The sequence below is a fragment of the Ferrovibrio terrae genome (genome assembly GCF_943371255.1).
Taxonomy (GTDB): Bacteria; Pseudomonadota; Alphaproteobacteria; order Ferrovibrionales; family Ferrovibrionaceae; genus Ferrovibrio; species Ferrovibrio terrae_B.
On record NZ_CALRUC010000043.1, the window covers coordinates 1 to 13,119 of the forward strand.

Here is a 13,119-nt window from a genome sequence, read left to right on the forward strand (position 1 = left end):
TCGAATGGTGCGGTCGAAAAGACTCGAACTTTCACGGCCTTTCGGCCACAGCCACCTCAAGGCTGCGCGTCTACCAATTCCGCCACGACCGCATTTTCGGGCGACGCGGGGGAATAGCAAATCCCGCCGGGGTATTCAAGGCCGCGCCAGAGGTTAATGGCAGCCTTAGTCGTCCGACATGGTGTCGGTGATGGAAACCGCAACCTTCTCGCCGGAAATGACGATTTCTCCCCGGGCGATCAGCTTGTTGTTGGCGAAAATCCAGGCATGGTCGTCCACGCTGGCATCCAGCTCGATGACAGCGCCGCGGCCGACCTTCAGCACCTGATGGATCGGCATGGTCGCCTTCCCCAGCACCACGGAGATTTCGACCGAGACATCGTTGACGGCGGTATTGATCGCCATGCCGCACCTTCCTTCCGGTCCCTGCAGGGCTTAAGTAACCCGGGCAAGGTTAGCACAGCGTTAAGCCGCCCGGTACGCCCCATGGTCCTTCCCCCGCCCAATCAGATCATCACCACCCCGGCCGGCCCGGTGGAGTGGATCATCAGCGACACGCCGGTGGCCTACCTGGATGCCCAGGCCGCCATGGAGGCCCGGGTGGCCGCCATCCATGCCGGCACAGCGCCCGAGGCGATCTGGCTGCTGGAGCACCCGCCGCTCTATACCGCCGGCACCTCGGCCAGGGCCGCCGACCTGCTGGACCCGCAGTTCCCGGTGCATGCCACCGGGCGCGGCGGACAATACACCTATCATGGCCCCGGCCAGCGCATCGCCTACCTGATGCTGGACCTGACCAAACGCGGCCGTGACGTGCGGGCCTTTGTCTGCCGCATGGAGGACTGGGTGATCGCCAGCCTGGCCCGCTTCAATGTGACCGGCGCGATCCGCGACGGCCGGGTCGGCGTCTGGGTCGAGCGCCCCGACCAGGGCCCGGGCCGGGAAGACAAGATCGCCGCCATCGGTGTCCGCGTCCGGCACTGGATCACCTTCCACGGCCTGAGCCTGAATGTGGACCCCAACCTCGACCACTATGGCGGCATCGTCGCCTGCGGCATCCAGAAGACGGCGGCCGAGCCGTTCGGCGTCACCTCGCTGGCCGATCTGGGCCTGACGCCCAGCCTGCCCGAGGTGGACCTGGTGCTGCGCGACACGGTGGAAACCGCTCTGCTCGACCGGCTCGGCGCAAGCTGCCAAGTCTGATCAGATACCCTTCTTAACCTGCTGAATTCCTAGGTCTTGTTCTTGCGCTCATGGGCGCGGCGCTGCTGCCGGGTCATGCCCGCGGTCGAGACCACCTGCGGCTCGGCTGAGGCTTTGCGTGACTTCAGCAGCAGGACGTAAACCGCGGTAAAGATGACGATGGTGCCGAAGCCGACCCACTGGTTGCCGGTCGCCCACCAGCCCACGCCGCCAAAGGCCAGCGCACCGACATAGCAGAGCGCCCACTCCTTCAGCGTCATTCGATATTTTTTCTTTGTAATCATAATATTAAATCGTCTTTCGATATTGATACATCATGACTGGCCGGCCGGGCCGGCTGAGGGGCATTCTGCGTCATTCCACTTCGCGACACCATCATCATCCATGTTCGCCAGGCTTCGCCAGTGTTCGCTGGGCTTCGCGGCGCTTCGCTGGGGTTCACTGGATGCTCGTTCGGGTTCGTTGAGGTTCGTTGGGGTTCGTTGGGGTTCGTTGGGGTTCGTTCAGGTCGGTTCGGGTTCGCGCCAGCCCGCGGGCCGGCCGCCTTTCCCGGATCGCAAATTCAGGAACATATAAGGTACAATTTCCGACGATCAAGGCCGGGATTACTCCCCCCGTCGCTCCCGCGAAAGCGGGAGCCCAGTCGGTCAGCTGGCTGGATTCCCGCTTTCGCGGGAATGACGATGAAGGGCGAGACACCCTCACCCTCCCGGTCTGCGACCGGGGCCCTCCCTCTCCCGCAAGCGGGAGAGGGTAAAGGGAGAGTCGGTCGCGGCTCCCTCTCCCGCTTGCGGGAGAGGCGCACGGGCTGCGAAAGCTCCAGTGGAGCTTTCGCGGGCGCCCTGTGCGGGGTGAGGGTCTTGCCAGCCCATCCTGTGACCGCCGGCATGGCCCGCCGCCCCGGCCCGGCTATGATGGCCCCCGTTTCCTTCAGCCCGGGGCCTTTATGAACATCCTGATCTTCGGCGCCACCGGCATGGTCGGCCAGGGCGTGCTGCGCGAATGCCTGCTCGACCCCGGCGTCAGCCGGGTGGTCGCCATCGGCCGCAGCCCCACGAAAGACGCCACCCCGATGGGGCGGCTCCCCGAGGCGGCCAAGCTGACCGACCTGATCCATCCCGACCTGTTCGACTATGCCGGCATCGAGGACCGGCTGAGCGGCTTCGACGCCTGTTTCTTCTGCCTCGGCGTCAGCGCGGCGGGCATGAGCGAGGCGGCCTATACCCGGGTGACCCACGACCTGACGCTGGCCGCCGCGCGCACGCTGGCCCGGCTCAACCCGCAGATGGTGTTCACCTATATCACCGGGCGGGGCACCGACAGCACCGAGGCCGGCGCGCTCATGTGGGCGCGGGTGAAGGGCCGCACCGAGAATGCCCTGCTCGCCCTGCCCTTCAGGGCGGCCTACATGTTCCGCCCCGGCGCCATCGAGCCGCTGCATGGCATCAAACCGAAAAGCCGGGTCTACCGGCTGGCCTATCTGCTGCTGATGCCGGTGCTGCCGCTGGTGCGGCTGCTGTGGCCGCAATCGCTGACCACCACCGAGCAGGTCGGCAAGGCGATGATCGCCTGCGCGCGGACCGGCGCACCCAAACCTGTTTTAGAAGTGGCGGATATCAACGCGCTGTAGCGACAGCGTCGGCTTCTGCGAACGGGTTCCGCAGACACGTACGGATGAGCGGATCGGCACCGAAATCGATTGGCCCGGCACCGCCGGTTTTCCCGAAAGCCTTTATGCGTGGGTGATCGTCATCGCATGAAAGGCCCGCACCGTGCTCACCGTACATCATCTTGGACTGTCGCAATCCGACCGCATCGTGTGGCTTTGCGAGGAACTCGGAATTCCCTACACCCTCAAGCGCTATGAACGCGATCCGCAGACCCGGATGGCGCCGGCCGCCTATCAGGCGCTGACACCGTTCGGCACCGCGCCGGTGATCGGTGACGGCGACCTCATGCTGGGGGAGTCGGCCGCGATCATCGAGTATGTCGCGGAGACCTATGGACATGGCCGCCTGCTGATCCGGCACGGCGCGCCCGGTTACGCCGATTTCCTCTACTGGTTCCATTTCGCCAACGGGTCGTTCATGCCGGCCGCCCTGATCGACTCGATCTGCAATCGCCTGCCCGGTGGCGCCGGGGCGATGACGGCGCTCCGTGCCCGGCTCGACCGCGCTTACGATCAGATCGAGGCACGGCTCGGCGAGGTGCCGTTTCTGGCGGGAGAGACATTCAGCGCGGCCGACATCATGACGCTTTTCCCGCTGACCACGATGCGAGTTTTCTCGCCGCGCGACATCAGCCCCTATCCGCAGATTCGCGCCTATCTGCAGCGCATCGCAGCGCGGCCCGCATTCCAGCGCGCCATGCAGAAGGCCGATCCGGGATTCAGTCTTCCGCTGAGCTGAAGCCGGCGCCGGGGCGCAGGCTTGAGCTATGCCCCGGGACCGGACATGCTGATGGCCCCCAGTCATGAACGGTCCGCCGTGATTCCATGAACGCCAAGCTGGACGACCAAGGCATTCTGGTGCGCCCCGGGGTGGGCATCACCGCCCGCGTCGCCCAGCGCAGCGACCTGCGGTTCAGCCGGATCGTGATTGATCGACCGGCGCTGATCGTGCTGCGTCACGGCACGAAAACCCTGCAATCTGCCAGGGGGCAATGGTCAATCCGGGGTGGCGAGGCCATCGCGATTGCCGGCGGACAGACTCTCGATGTGACCAATCGCCTGTCTGACAGGGGCCTCTACGAGGCGCGCTGGCTCATCTGGGACCCGCCGGTCATGGAACGCTTCGAGCGGGATGCAAGCGGCGGCCGCCCTCTGGCCGGAGCGGCCGTTCTGAAGAGGCTCGATGCCCATTTCACCGCGGCCTTCGATCGGGCCATCGAAGCGATCCGGGATGCGCGATCGATTCCGGGCAATGTCGCGGAACACAGGGTTGCCGAGATGCTGGTCTGGCTCTCGCTCCACCGCATTCGTTTTGCGGCGGCGGATACCCCCACCCTGGCGATGCAGCTGCGCCGGCTGTTGGAGACCGGCCTGAGCGAGCCGTGGACAACAGCGCTGGCGGCGAAACATCTCGGACTGAGCGAGGCGACACTGCGGCGACGCCTGGCCGCGGAAGGCACCAGCTTCGGTGACCTGCTGACCGATATGCGCATGTCCTATGCCATGCTGCTGCTACAGTCGACCGAGCATGCGGTCAACCGCATCGCGCTGGAGGTCGGCTATGAATCGGCCTCGCGCTTTGCCATCCGGTTTCGCGAACGGTTCGGCTTTGCGCCCACGGCCATCCGCGGCCATGCCCGCCATCGCCCCGCCGATGATGAAATGAGGGTGCGGAACGGGGCGGATATCAACGCGCTGTAGGCTCAAGAGTAATAGTGTTTTGCACTATTTTATTGAGCCAGCGCCGCACGGCAAGTAGTCGTAAAAAGGCAAAGACAGAAGTGGCAATAATTACGAGCCCGACAATGGTGAGAAAAAGAAAGGGCTCATTACGACTGACGAGAGCAAGTACAAAAATACCAAGCAGGAAAAGTGCCATTCTCTCGCCGATCTTCATTCCCAACTTACAATCCACAATCAGGACATGGCCCTGGGCGGTGATAGAGAATTTCCCGTCATCGAACAATGCAAGCTCATCATAAGAAAATGGCAGCGCAGCCACTCTCCGGCGGAATAAGAATTCCGATGGATAGCGTTGCACATGACCCCGCTTTTCGTTTTCAAAATCAGCCGATATCCGCGCAATAATGGAGGGAATATATTTAGACGCGTTTTCAGGCGCACGAACTGTAAAACGGATTGGCAGTTCGATACGCAACGGTCAGATACCCTACAGCGTCGGCGTCTGCGAGAATTTGGTCGCGCCGGCGGCCAGCTCGGCCTCTTCCGGCGTCACCGGGCCGGGCTCCACTGTCTCCACCGTGGCGGCTTCGGGGCCGCCATGCAGATCCTGCTCCAGGCTGTCGAGATCGGATGTCTCGCCAAAGGCCAGCACTTCCACGCGGCCGTCGCGCCGGTTGCGCACCCAGCCGACCAGGCCCAGCGCCTTGGCCCGCGTCGTGGTCCAGTAGCGGTAGCCCACGCCCTGCACCCGGCCGGAAACGAAGTATCTGCGCGCCATCTTTGCCATGGCCCAAGTCTAGCCCGGGCGGGCCCGGGCGGGCCAGCGCGTCGAAGGTCTTAAACCCGCCGGTCTGGCCGGGTCAGGCCCCGGTTTTGGCCTCTCGGGTCAGGCCTCGGGCTTGAGCGGGCAGGTGTTGATGCCCAGCAGCGTATAGGCCGGGCAGAAGCGGAACAGGCCGGTGGCCAGCGGCACCAGGCCGATCAGGCCGAACCAGCGTTCCTCGCCGGGATAGACGACGGCAAAAGTCAGCAGGATGGCGCCTGCGGCGATGCGGAGAACGCGGTCGAAACCGCCGACATTGCTGGACATGGTGTTTGCTCCGTTGGGTTGGCGGGATCAGTGCTGCGAAACGATGTGGCGCCGGCCGCTGCCGCCGGTGGCGGCACTGCCGGTATCGCCATCGACATGGCGGCCCAGCTCGGTCTGCCAGGGGCGCCAGCGTTCCAGCAGCACCAGCAGCATGATGATGAGCGCGGCAAACATCACCGCCACCTGCCAGAACGGCAGGCCGACCAGGTGATCCAGCGTCAGCTTGCCCGGGCCGCCATCGATCCACGGCCGCAGCACGGGTTCGAGATAGCCGAAGGTCAGCGCGCCGCACAGGCCGCCCAGCAGCGTGGCCCAGGCATCGCGATAGCCGGCGCCGATCTGCGCCAGCACGGTGCCGGGGCAGCCGCCGGCCAGGGTGATGCCGACGCCGAGGATCAGGCCGCCGGCGATATCGGCGGTGTAGAGCGTGGCCTTGGGCGCCAGCTTGATGAACCCGAAGCCGTTCAGCGCGGCGAGCACCACCAGGCCGGTGGCCACGGCGCTGAGGAAGACCTTGAGCATGATGAAGTTGCGCAGCTGCATCTGGCCGACGATCACGCCGGGTTCGAAGACGCGCGATTTCTCCAGCGCCAGGCCAAAGACCAGGCCCATGGCGAGGCCGACGAAGATGGCGGACAGAACGCTCATGACGCTCTCCTCTTCTCTACACGCGCCGCAGCAGCAGCGCGGTGGCGATGCCGCCGGCAAACATGGCGGCGACGGCGATGAAGGACCCGATGGCGAGCTGGGCGATGCCCGACAGGCCATGGCCGCTGGTGCAGCCATCGGCGATGCGGGCGCCGAACAGCATGATGAAGCCGGCGACGAAGGCCAGCGGCGCGCGCTGCGCCATGCTGGTGATGCCCAGCCCGCGTGACCAGACCGTGGACATCGGCGGACGGCTTGCGCCCGAGAGCCGCGACGACAGCAGGGCGCCGAGCGCCACGCCGATCACCAGCGCGACCTGCCACCAGTTCTTGGCGCCGGCGAGATGTTTGGCGATGTAGTCGATCTTGGCGGCGCCGGGATCGACCAGCGCGGCGAGATTGCCGGCGACGGTGACATAGGAGGAGGACGCGCCGAGCGCGGTGTTGATCAGCAGGAAGGCCGGAATCTGCAGCAGGCCGATCAGGATGCCGGCCGCATAGGGCGACCAGGCCTTGTCACGCAGCGAGAGCATGGGACACCTCCGACTCTTGAAACTGGCGACTCTTGAAACTGAAGGTGAGTTTATACAGTTGTGAAGTGTTTTAATTTGATGTGGATCAAGCCGGCTTGACGGCGCCGCGAGCCTGCATTACGTTATTCGTCGAATTACGAATGGAACGCCCCGATGGCCACCCGCGCCAAGTCCCGCAAATCGTCCGCCAAAGCAGATGCTGCCTGCTGCGATCCCGGCCTGTCGGCGGCGGCGATCCCGGCCGACCTGGTCGAGCATGCCCGGCCCGAGGATGACGAGCTGGCCGAACTGGCCAAGGCGGTCGCCCATCCGGTGCGCGTGCTGATCCTGCGCAACCTGCTGCGCATCGGCACCTGCTATTTCGGCAAGCTGGCCGACCTGCTGCCGGTGGCGCCGTCCACCGCCTCGCAGCATCTCACCATCCTGAAAGATGCTGGCCTGGTGCGCGGCGATATCAGCGATGCCCGCCCCTGCTATTGCGTCGATCTGCCCAAGCTGCGCCGCCTGCAGCAGCTGCTCGGCAACCTGTAAGCCTGCACCCCTTTTTTTGACTGTCGCATTCGTATTTCGACGAACACCGAAGGAGCCCTGCCATGAACGCCATCAACACCGCCCTTGCCCTACCGATCGCCATCATCGGCGCCGGCCCGGTCGGCCTGGCTGCCGCCGCGCAGCTGCTGGCACGCGGCCTGAAGGTGAAGCTCTATGAGGCCGGCGACGATATCGCCGATCATGTGCGCGACTGGGGCCATGTGCGGCTGTTCTCGCCGTGGTCCTACAACATCGACACGGCCGCGCGCGCCCTGCTGGAACCGACCGGCTGGACGGCGCCGTCCCTGCAGGTGCATCCGACCGGCGCGGAGCTGTATGCGCAGTATCTGAAGCCGCTGGCGGCAACACCGGCGATCAGCGCCGTGCTGGAAACCGGCGCGCGCATCACGGCGGTGAGCCGCCAGGGTTTCGACAAGATGAAGACGGCGGGCCGCGAGGCGGCGCCCTTCCTGCTGAGCATCCGCAAACGCGATGGCAGCGCGCGGCAGGATCTGGCGCGTGCGGTGATCGACTGCTCGGGCACCTGGAGCCAGCCCAATCCGATCGGCAGCAGCGGCCTGGCCGTGCCGGGCGAGCGCGAAGCGGCCGCGCGCATTGCCTATGGCATCCCCGATGTACTGGGCCGCGATGTCGATACCTATGTGGGCAAGCGCGTGCTGGTGCTCGGCGCCGGACATTCGGCAGCCAATGTGCTGCTCGATCTGGCCAAGCTGAAAGGCCGGGCGCCGACCACCGAGATCGTCTGGGCGGTGCGCGGCGGCAGCCTGGCGCGGCTGTTCGGCGGCGGCAGCAATGATAAGCTGGCAGCGCGCGGCGCGCTCGGCCGCAGCCTGGAAACCGAAGTGAAGGCCGGCGGCGTCGATCTGCATATGAACAGCACGGTGACGAAGATCGGCGGCGGCACGGCGTTGCAGGTGACCCTGCAGCAGCCGGGTGGCGCAGCAGAGAGCATCACGGTGGACCGCATCATCGTGGCGACCGGCCAGCGGCCGGCGCTCGACATGCTGCGCGAAATCCGCCTCGATCTCGATCCGGCCACCGAAAGCCCGCGCGTGCTGGCGCCGCTGATCGACCCGAATCTGCATTCCTGCGGCACGGTGCGGCCGCATGGCCATCGCGAACTGGCGCAGCCGGATCCCGGTTTTTACATTGCTGGCATAAAAAGCTATGGCCGCGCCCCCACCTTCCTGCTCGCCACCGGCTATGAGCAGGTGCGCTCGATTGCCGCCGCCCTCGCTGGCGACATGGTCGCGGCCGACGATGTGCAGCTCGACCTGCCGGAAACCGGCGTGTGCAGCAGCAACCTGGCGACCGCCGGCGACGGCAAAAGCTGCGGCACGCCCAAGCTGCGCGTCGCGGTGACCGCGGCCACCGAGAAAAGCTGCTGCACGCCGAAGCCGCATTTCGCCGGCACGGAAGCTGCCAAGGACTGCTGCTGATGCAGATCGGCAAGCAGCATCGCCTCGCCGTCATCCTGGCGCTGGGCACCGCGCAGACGCTGGGCTGGGGCTCGACCTATTACCTGCCGGCGATCCTGGCCGGGCCGATGGCGGCCGATCTGGGCGTCACCACCGGCTGGATCTACGGCGCCTTTTCGGTGGCGATGCTGCTGACCGCCTTCATCGGCCCCGGCGTGGGCCATCGCATCGACCGTTTCGGCGGCCGCAACATCCTCACGCTGTCCAGCCTCACCTTTGCGGCCGGTCTCGCCCTGCTCGGCAGTGCCACGCATCTGGCGGTCTTCGTCGCCGCCTGGCTGCTGATCGGTTTCGGCATGGCGATCGGACTCTATGAGGCCGCCTTCGCCACGCTGACCGCGATCTATGGCAAGGAGTCGCGCAGCGCCATCACCGGCATCACCCTGCTGGCCGGCTTTGCCAGCACGATCTGCTGGCCGATCTCGGCGCTGGTGGATGCCGAATGGGGCTGGCGCGCCACCTGCTATGTCTGGGCCGCCGCGCATCTGCTGATCGGCCTGCCGCTCAACCGCCTGATGATTCCGCGCGAGCTGGGCGAACACATCACCGCGCCGCCGCCCGCCACGGCGCAGGAGGATGCGCCGATCTTCACCCGGCCGATGCTGCTGCTGGCCTTTGCCTTCGCCGTCACCTGGATCACCAGCACGGCGATGGCGGCGCATCTGCCGCGCATCCTGGAAGCCGCCGGCGCCAGCAAGACGATGGCGATTGCCGCCGCCGCCCTGGTCGGCCCGGCCCAGGTCGCCGCCCGCGTGCTGGAACATACGCTGCTGCAGCGCTTCCATCCGCTGCTCTCCGCCCGCATGGCCTCGATCACGCATCCGCTCGGCGTCGGCCTGCTGTTGATCTTCGGCGCGCCGGCGGCCTATCTGTTCACCCTGCTGCATGGCGCCGGCAACGGCGTGATGACGATTGCCAAGGGGACATTGCCGCTGGTGATCTTCGGTCCCATCGGCTATGGCCGGCGCCAGGGCTGGCTCGCCGCGCCGGCGCGCTTCGGCCAGGCCGGCGCGCCCTTCGTGTTCGCCCTGCTGCTCGAATGGTACGGGCAGTATGTGCTGCTGTTCACCAGCGGGCTGTGCATCTGCGGCTTTGCCGCCATGCTGGCGCTGCGCACTGCCACGGCGCAAACCGCCAAGGCGTGACACAGGTGACCTGACGCGTCATCGCAGACTGTCATCAAAGCTTCACTGGCATCCACCAGATATTTCGATATATCTGGAAATATGAAAAAGATGGACGATTCCCTTGCGGTGCGCGCCTTCGGTGCCCTGGCGCAGGACACGCGGCTCGCGGTGTATCGCCGGCTGGTCGAGGCCGGGCCGGGGGGACTGTCGGCCGGCGCGATTGCCGAGGCGCTCGATGTGCCGGCGCCGACGCTGTCCTTCCATCTGGCGCAACTGCGCGGCGCCGGGCTGATCACGCAGCGGCGCGACAGCCGCTCGCTGATCTATGCCGTCGATGTCGCGCTGATGAACACCCTGATCGGTTTCCTGTCTGACCGCTGCTGCGGCGGCCAGCCCGATCTCTGCCTGCCAACCCCCAAGAGTGCATCCGATGCCCGATCAAGACGCAAAGCCGTTTAACATCCTGTTCCTCTGCACCGGCAATTCGGCGCGCAGCATCCTGGCCGAGGCGATCATGAACGAGATCGGCGGCGGACTCTTTCATGCCTACAGCGCCGGCAGCTTCCCCAAGGGCGAGGTGCATCCGATGGCGCTCGACCTGCTGAAGAAAAGCGGCCATCCGGTCGCCGGCCTGCGTTCGAAATCCTGGGACGAGTTCGCCGGTGCCGATGCGCCGCCGCTCGATTTCATCTTCACCGTCTGCGACAACGCCGCCAACGAGGTCTGCCCGATCTGGCCGGGCAAGCCGATGACCGCCCATTGGGGCCTGCCCGATCCGGCAGCCGTCGAGGGCAGCGAGGTCGAGCAGCGGCTGGCTTTCGCCGAAACCTATCGCATGCTGACCAACCGCATCCGCGCCTTCACCAGCCTGCCGCTCAAGGCGCTGGATGAGCTGACGCTGCAGAACCGGTTGCGCGAGATCGGCCGCGACCAGTCGAAGGCCTCCTGATGTCGGATCTTGCGGTTGCCGCACCGGCCAGGCCGGCGATGACGCTGTTCGAGCGCTATCTCACGCTGTGGGTGGCGCTGTGCATCATCGCCGGCATCGCGCTGGGCCACTGGCTGCCCGGCCTGGTGCAGGTGGTGGCCGCGGCCGAAGTGGCGAAGGTCAACCTGCCGGTCGCCGTGCTGGTCTGGCTGATGATCATTCCCATGCTGCTGAAGATCGACTTCGCCAGCCTGGGCGAGGTGCGGCAGCACTGGCGCGGCATCGGCGTGACGCTGTTCATCAACTGGGCGGTGAAGCCGTTTTCGATGGCTTTGCTCGGCTGGCTGTTCATCGGCTGGCTGTTCCGCCCGTATCTGCCGGCCGAGCAGATCGACAGCTACATCGCCGGACTCATACTCCTGGCCGCCGCGCCCTGCACCGCGATGGTGTTCGTGTGGAGCAACCTGGTGGAGGGCGAGCCGCATTTCACCTTGAGCCAGGTGGCGGTCAACGACCTGATCATGGTGGTGGCCTTTGCGCCCTTGGTCGGCCTGCTGCTCGGCATCTCGGCAATCACCGTGCCGTGGGATACGCTGCTGCTCTCGGTCGGGCTCTATATCGTGGTGCCGGTGCTGATCGCGCAACTGTGGCGCCGGGCGCTGCTGCGGCGCGGCGCGGCAGCCCTGCAAGGCGCCCTGCAGACTCTGGCGCCGCTGTCGCTGCTGGCGCTGCTCGCCACGCTCGTGCTGCTGTTCGCCTTCCAGGGCGAGCAGATCGTGGCGCATCCGCTGGTGATCGCTTTGCTGGCGGTGCCGATCCTGATCCAGGTCTATTTCAATGCAGGCCTCGCCTATGGCCTGAACCGCCAGTGCGGCGTGGCCCATTGCGTCGCCGGGCCGTCAGCGCTGATCGGTGCCAGCAATTTCTTCGAACTCGCGGTGGCGGCGGCGATCAGCCTGTTCGGCCTGCAGTCGGGCGCCGCGCTCGCCACCGTGGTCGGCGTGCTGATCGAGGTGCCGGTGATGCTATCGGTGGTGCATATCGTCAACCGCAGCAAGGGCTGGTACGAGCGGCGCTAGGGCGTCAGCCGTTTATCCAGGCTGTCGTGGAACCAGGCGCAGGCCTGCTCGAAACGGCCGAAGGTGACATGCGTGTTGGCGCCGGCGCGGAAGCCGGCCTGGATCGCCTGGCCCATCTGGAAATCCTCGTCCAGCGCATCCCAGAAGATCTTCACGTTCTTGTCCCAGTAGGTCGTCGCCTTCTCGGTGGCCGGCGGCTGCGGGATCAGCGCGCCGCCCTGCACGATGCAGGCATCCGCCCCCTGCGGAAATACCGTCATCACCGTGGCATGGTCGGGCTGCACCAGGATGATCAGGTTGGGGAAGATGTAATACAGCGGGTTGCCGTAGTCGCGCACATTGCGGCCGCTCAGGTCATCGCCCAGCTCGGCGGCATTGCGCTTGGTGAAATAGAGCCGCGCATGCGGCTCCAGCCGGTCGGCAACTGCGACGTTGTCGGCGAACATCGGCGCGATGGTGCGTTTATGCGCATGCTGGACATGATAGGTTTCCAGCCCGCCCTCGATCACGACCTTCCAGTTGCAGCGCAGGCCGATCTCGCGTTCGTCATAGAGGACATGGCTGCCGAGACCGAAGCTGTCGAGATCATCCTTCACGCCGGCGAGGAAGCCTGAGAAGTCGTAATCATCGCTCGGTTCCGGCAACACGAAGACCAGGCCGAAGGCTTCCGCCACCGGCAGGCGCACCAGATTGTGCTGCGCCCTGTCCAGCCCGGCAAAGCCCGCCTCATGCGGAATGCCGCGCAGCTTGCCGGTGAGATCGTAACTCCAGGCATGATAGGGGCAGGTCAGCGTGCGCTTGCCGCAGCCGCCGCGCTCCCAGACCAGCTTGGCGCCGCGATGGCGGCAGACATTGAGGAAGGCCTGCAACTCGCCGCCGGCATCGCGCAGCAGCAGGATCGGCAGGCCGGCCAGATCATGGGTGACGTAATCGCCCGGCTGCGCCAGCTTCGATGCGAAGCTGAGCGCCAGCGGCGTGCGGCGGAACAGCGCCTGCTCGGCAGCCAGACGCGCCGGATCGGTGTAGCGCGCCACATCGACGCGGGCGACGCTCTCGGCCATATCCGTGCTGCGCGCCGCCATATGGTCGCGCACGCGGGTGAGCCATGCGGTTTGCAATGCGGGCTGCAT

Annotated in this window: 18 protein-coding genes and 1 tRNA gene; 10 read left to right on the top strand and 9 right to left on the bottom strand. The window is 66.0% G+C overall.

Going from position 1 to position 13,119, the window contains the following annotated elements; translation table 11 throughout:
- Nucleotides 1–5: 5 nt before the first annotated feature.
- Together AAG799_RS10955 and AAG799_RS10960 are read right to left on the bottom strand one after the other, a co-directional pair.
- Nucleotides 6–92: transfer RNA gene (locus AAG799_RS10955), tRNA-Leu, on the bottom strand.
- Nucleotides 93–165: 73 nt separating this feature from the next.
- Nucleotides 166–405 (bottom strand): FliM/FliN family flagellar motor switch protein, encoded by a 240-nt coding sequence (locus AAG799_RS10960; RefSeq protein WP_341895870.1) that lies wholly within the window; start codon nucleotides 403–405, stop codon nucleotides 166–168.
- Between the two features lie 81 nt (nucleotides 406–486).
- Between AAG799_RS10960 and lipB the strand changes: the two genes are divergently transcribed.
- Nucleotides 487–1,203 carry a lipoyl(octanoyl) transferase LipB gene (lipB, locus tag AAG799_RS10965; RefSeq protein WP_341895871.1) on the top strand — a complete coding sequence of 239 codons (717 nt, stop codon included), beginning with the start codon at nucleotides 487–489 and terminating at the stop codon, nucleotides 1,201–1,203.
- 29 nt (nucleotides 1,204–1,232) lie between these two features.
- Here the strand turns inward: lipB and AAG799_RS10970 are convergent, their stop codons facing one another.
- Complete coding sequence (locus AAG799_RS10970) at nucleotides 1,233–1,463, bottom strand: hypothetical protein (protein WP_341895872.1); 231 nt, start codon at nucleotides 1,461–1,463, stop codon at nucleotides 1,233–1,235.
- A 686-nt stretch (nucleotides 1,464–2,149) separates the two neighbouring features.
- Between AAG799_RS10970 and AAG799_RS10975 the strand changes: the two genes are divergently transcribed.
- From AAG799_RS10975 to AAG799_RS10985, 3 genes are all read left to right on the top strand, one after another.
- Nucleotides 2,150–2,833 (top strand): hypothetical protein, encoded by a 684-nt coding sequence (locus AAG799_RS10975; RefSeq protein WP_341895873.1) that lies wholly within the window; start codon nucleotides 2,150–2,152, stop codon nucleotides 2,831–2,833.
- 142 nt (nucleotides 2,834–2,975) lie between these two features.
- On the top strand, nucleotides 2,976–3,611 hold the full coding sequence (locus tag AAG799_RS10980) for a glutathione S-transferase family protein (RefSeq protein WP_341895874.1): 636 nt from the start codon (nucleotides 2,976–2,978) through the stop codon (nucleotides 3,609–3,611).
- An 86-nt stretch (nucleotides 3,612–3,697) separates the two neighbouring features.
- Nucleotides 3,698–4,573, top strand: a complete 876-nt coding sequence (locus AAG799_RS10985) for a helix-turn-helix transcriptional regulator (protein ID WP_341895875.1) — start codon at nucleotides 3,698–3,700, stop codon at nucleotides 4,571–4,573.
- Here the strand turns inward: AAG799_RS10985 and AAG799_RS10990 are convergent.
- The 5 genes from AAG799_RS10990 to AAG799_RS11010 form a co-directional block, all read right to left on the bottom strand.
- A complete protein-coding gene (locus AAG799_RS10990) occupies nucleotides 4,560–5,030 on the bottom strand; it encodes a hypothetical protein (protein ID WP_341895876.1) in 471 nt (156 codons plus the stop codon). The two genes, AAG799_RS10985 and AAG799_RS10990, sit on opposite strands and share 14 nt — an antisense overlap.
- A 12-nt stretch (nucleotides 5,031–5,042) precedes the next feature.
- Nucleotides 5,043–5,333 (bottom strand): acylphosphatase, encoded by a 291-nt coding sequence (locus tag AAG799_RS10995; protein WP_341895877.1) that lies wholly within the window; start codon nucleotides 5,331–5,333, stop codon nucleotides 5,043–5,045.
- A gap of 108 nt (nucleotides 5,334–5,441) precedes the next feature.
- Nucleotides 5,442–5,645: a DUF2892 domain-containing protein gene (locus AAG799_RS11000; protein WP_341895878.1), complete on the bottom strand. Its 204-nt coding sequence runs from the start codon at nucleotides 5,643–5,645 to the stop codon at nucleotides 5,442–5,444.
- Nucleotides 5,646–5,672: 27 nt separating this feature from the next.
- Complete coding sequence (locus tag AAG799_RS11005; protein ID WP_341895879.1) at nucleotides 5,673–6,293, bottom strand: YeeE/YedE thiosulfate transporter family protein; 621 nt, start codon at nucleotides 6,291–6,293, stop codon at nucleotides 5,673–5,675.
- Between the two features lie 16 nt (nucleotides 6,294–6,309).
- Nucleotides 6,310–6,825 carry a YeeE/YedE thiosulfate transporter family protein gene (locus tag AAG799_RS11010; RefSeq protein ID WP_341895880.1) on the bottom strand — a complete coding sequence of 172 codons (516 nt, stop codon included), beginning with the start codon at nucleotides 6,823–6,825 and terminating at the stop codon, nucleotides 6,310–6,312.
- A 153-nt stretch (nucleotides 6,826–6,978) separates the two neighbouring features.
- Here AAG799_RS11010 and AAG799_RS11015 point away from each other — a divergent pair, with 153 nt between their 5' ends.
- The 6 genes from AAG799_RS11015 to arsB all read left to right on the top strand — a co-directional run bounded on the left by AAG799_RS11015 (nucleotide 6,979) and on the right by arsB (nucleotide 11,989).
- On the top strand, nucleotides 6,979–7,356 hold the full coding sequence (locus tag AAG799_RS11015; RefSeq protein WP_341895881.1) for an ArsR family transcriptional regulator: 378 nt from the start codon (nucleotides 6,979–6,981) through the stop codon (nucleotides 7,354–7,356).
- Between the two features lie 62 nt (nucleotides 7,357–7,418).
- Complete coding sequence (locus AAG799_RS11020; RefSeq protein WP_341895882.1) at nucleotides 7,419–8,816, top strand: FAD-dependent oxidoreductase; 1,398 nt, start codon at nucleotides 7,419–7,421, stop codon at nucleotides 8,814–8,816.
- Nucleotides 8,816–10,000 carry an MFS transporter gene (locus AAG799_RS11025; protein ID WP_341895883.1) on the top strand — a complete coding sequence of 395 codons (1,185 nt, stop codon included), beginning with the start codon at nucleotides 8,816–8,818 and terminating at the stop codon, nucleotides 9,998–10,000. The genes AAG799_RS11020 and AAG799_RS11025 overlap by 1 nt, the downstream gene beginning before the upstream one ends.
- Before the next feature lie 90 nt (nucleotides 10,001–10,090).
- Nucleotides 10,091–10,441, top strand: a complete 351-nt coding sequence (locus tag AAG799_RS11030; RefSeq protein WP_341895884.1) for a metalloregulator ArsR/SmtB family transcription factor — start codon at nucleotides 10,091–10,093, stop codon at nucleotides 10,439–10,441.
- Nucleotides 10,413–10,931, top strand: coding sequence for an arsenate reductase ArsC (locus AAG799_RS11035; RefSeq protein ID WP_341895885.1), 519 nt, complete (start codon nucleotides 10,413–10,415; stop codon nucleotides 10,929–10,931). The genes AAG799_RS11030 and AAG799_RS11035 overlap by 29 nt, the downstream gene beginning before the upstream one ends.
- Nucleotides 10,932–10,969: 38 nt before the next feature.
- Complete coding sequence (gene arsB, locus AAG799_RS11040; protein WP_341895910.1) at nucleotides 10,970–11,989, top strand: ACR3 family arsenite efflux transporter; 1,020 nt, start codon at nucleotides 10,970–10,972, stop codon at nucleotides 11,987–11,989.
- Here the strand turns inward: arsB and AAG799_RS11045 are convergent.
- Nucleotides 11,986–13,119 (bottom strand): aromatic ring-hydroxylating dioxygenase subunit alpha, encoded by a 1,134-nt coding sequence (locus AAG799_RS11045; protein WP_341895886.1) that lies wholly within the window; start codon nucleotides 13,117–13,119, stop codon nucleotides 11,986–11,988. The genes arsB and AAG799_RS11045 overlap by 4 nt on opposite strands.

Coding starts and splice junctions, on each gene's coding strand:
- AAG799_RS10960 (WP_341895870.1), bottom strand. CDS start 405: ATGGCGATCAATACCGCCGTCAACGATGTCTCGGTCGAAATCTCCGTG.
- lipB (WP_341895871.1), top strand. CDS start 487: ATGGTCCTTCCCCCGCCCAATCAGATCATCACCACCCCGGCCGGCCCG.
- AAG799_RS10970 (WP_341895872.1), bottom strand. CDS start 1,463: ATGACGCTGAAGGAGTGGGCGCTCTGCTATGTCGGTGCGCTGGCCTTT.
- AAG799_RS10975 (WP_341895873.1), top strand. CDS start 2,150: ATGAACATCCTGATCTTCGGCGCCACCGGCATGGTCGGCCAGGGCGTG.
- AAG799_RS10985 (WP_341895875.1), top strand. CDS start 3,698: ATGAACGCCAAGCTGGACGACCAAGGCATTCTGGTGCGCCCCGGGGTG.
- AAG799_RS10995 (WP_341895877.1), bottom strand. CDS start 5,333: ATGGCGCGCAGATACTTCGTTTCCGGCCGGGTGCAGGGCGTGGGCTAC.
- AAG799_RS11000 (WP_341895878.1), bottom strand. CDS start 5,645: ATGTCCAGCAATGTCGGCGGTTTCGACCGCGTTCTCCGCATCGCCGCA.
- AAG799_RS11005 (WP_341895879.1), bottom strand. CDS start 6,293: ATGAGCGTTCTGTCCGCCATCTTCGTCGGCCTCGCCATGGGCCTGGTC.
- AAG799_RS11010 (WP_341895880.1), bottom strand. CDS start 6,825: ATGCTCTCGCTGCGTGACAAGGCCTGGTCGCCCTATGCGGCCGGCATC.
- AAG799_RS11015 (WP_341895881.1), top strand. CDS start 6,979: ATGGCCACCCGCGCCAAGTCCCGCAAATCGTCCGCCAAAGCAGATGCT.
- AAG799_RS11020 (WP_341895882.1), top strand. CDS start 7,419: ATGAACGCCATCAACACCGCCCTTGCCCTACCGATCGCCATCATCGGC.
- AAG799_RS11025 (WP_341895883.1), top strand. CDS start 8,816: ATGCAGATCGGCAAGCAGCATCGCCTCGCCGTCATCCTGGCGCTGGGC.
- AAG799_RS11030 (WP_341895884.1), top strand. CDS start 10,091: ATGGACGATTCCCTTGCGGTGCGCGCCTTCGGTGCCCTGGCGCAGGAC.
- AAG799_RS11035 (WP_341895885.1), top strand. CDS start 10,413: ATGCCCGATCAAGACGCAAAGCCGTTTAACATCCTGTTCCTCTGCACC.
- arsB (WP_341895910.1), top strand. CDS start 10,970: ATGACGCTGTTCGAGCGCTATCTCACGCTGTGGGTGGCGCTGTGCATC.
- AAG799_RS11045 (WP_341895886.1), bottom strand. CDS start 13,119: ATGCAGCCCGCATTGCAAACCGCATGGCTCACCCGCGTGCGCGACCAT.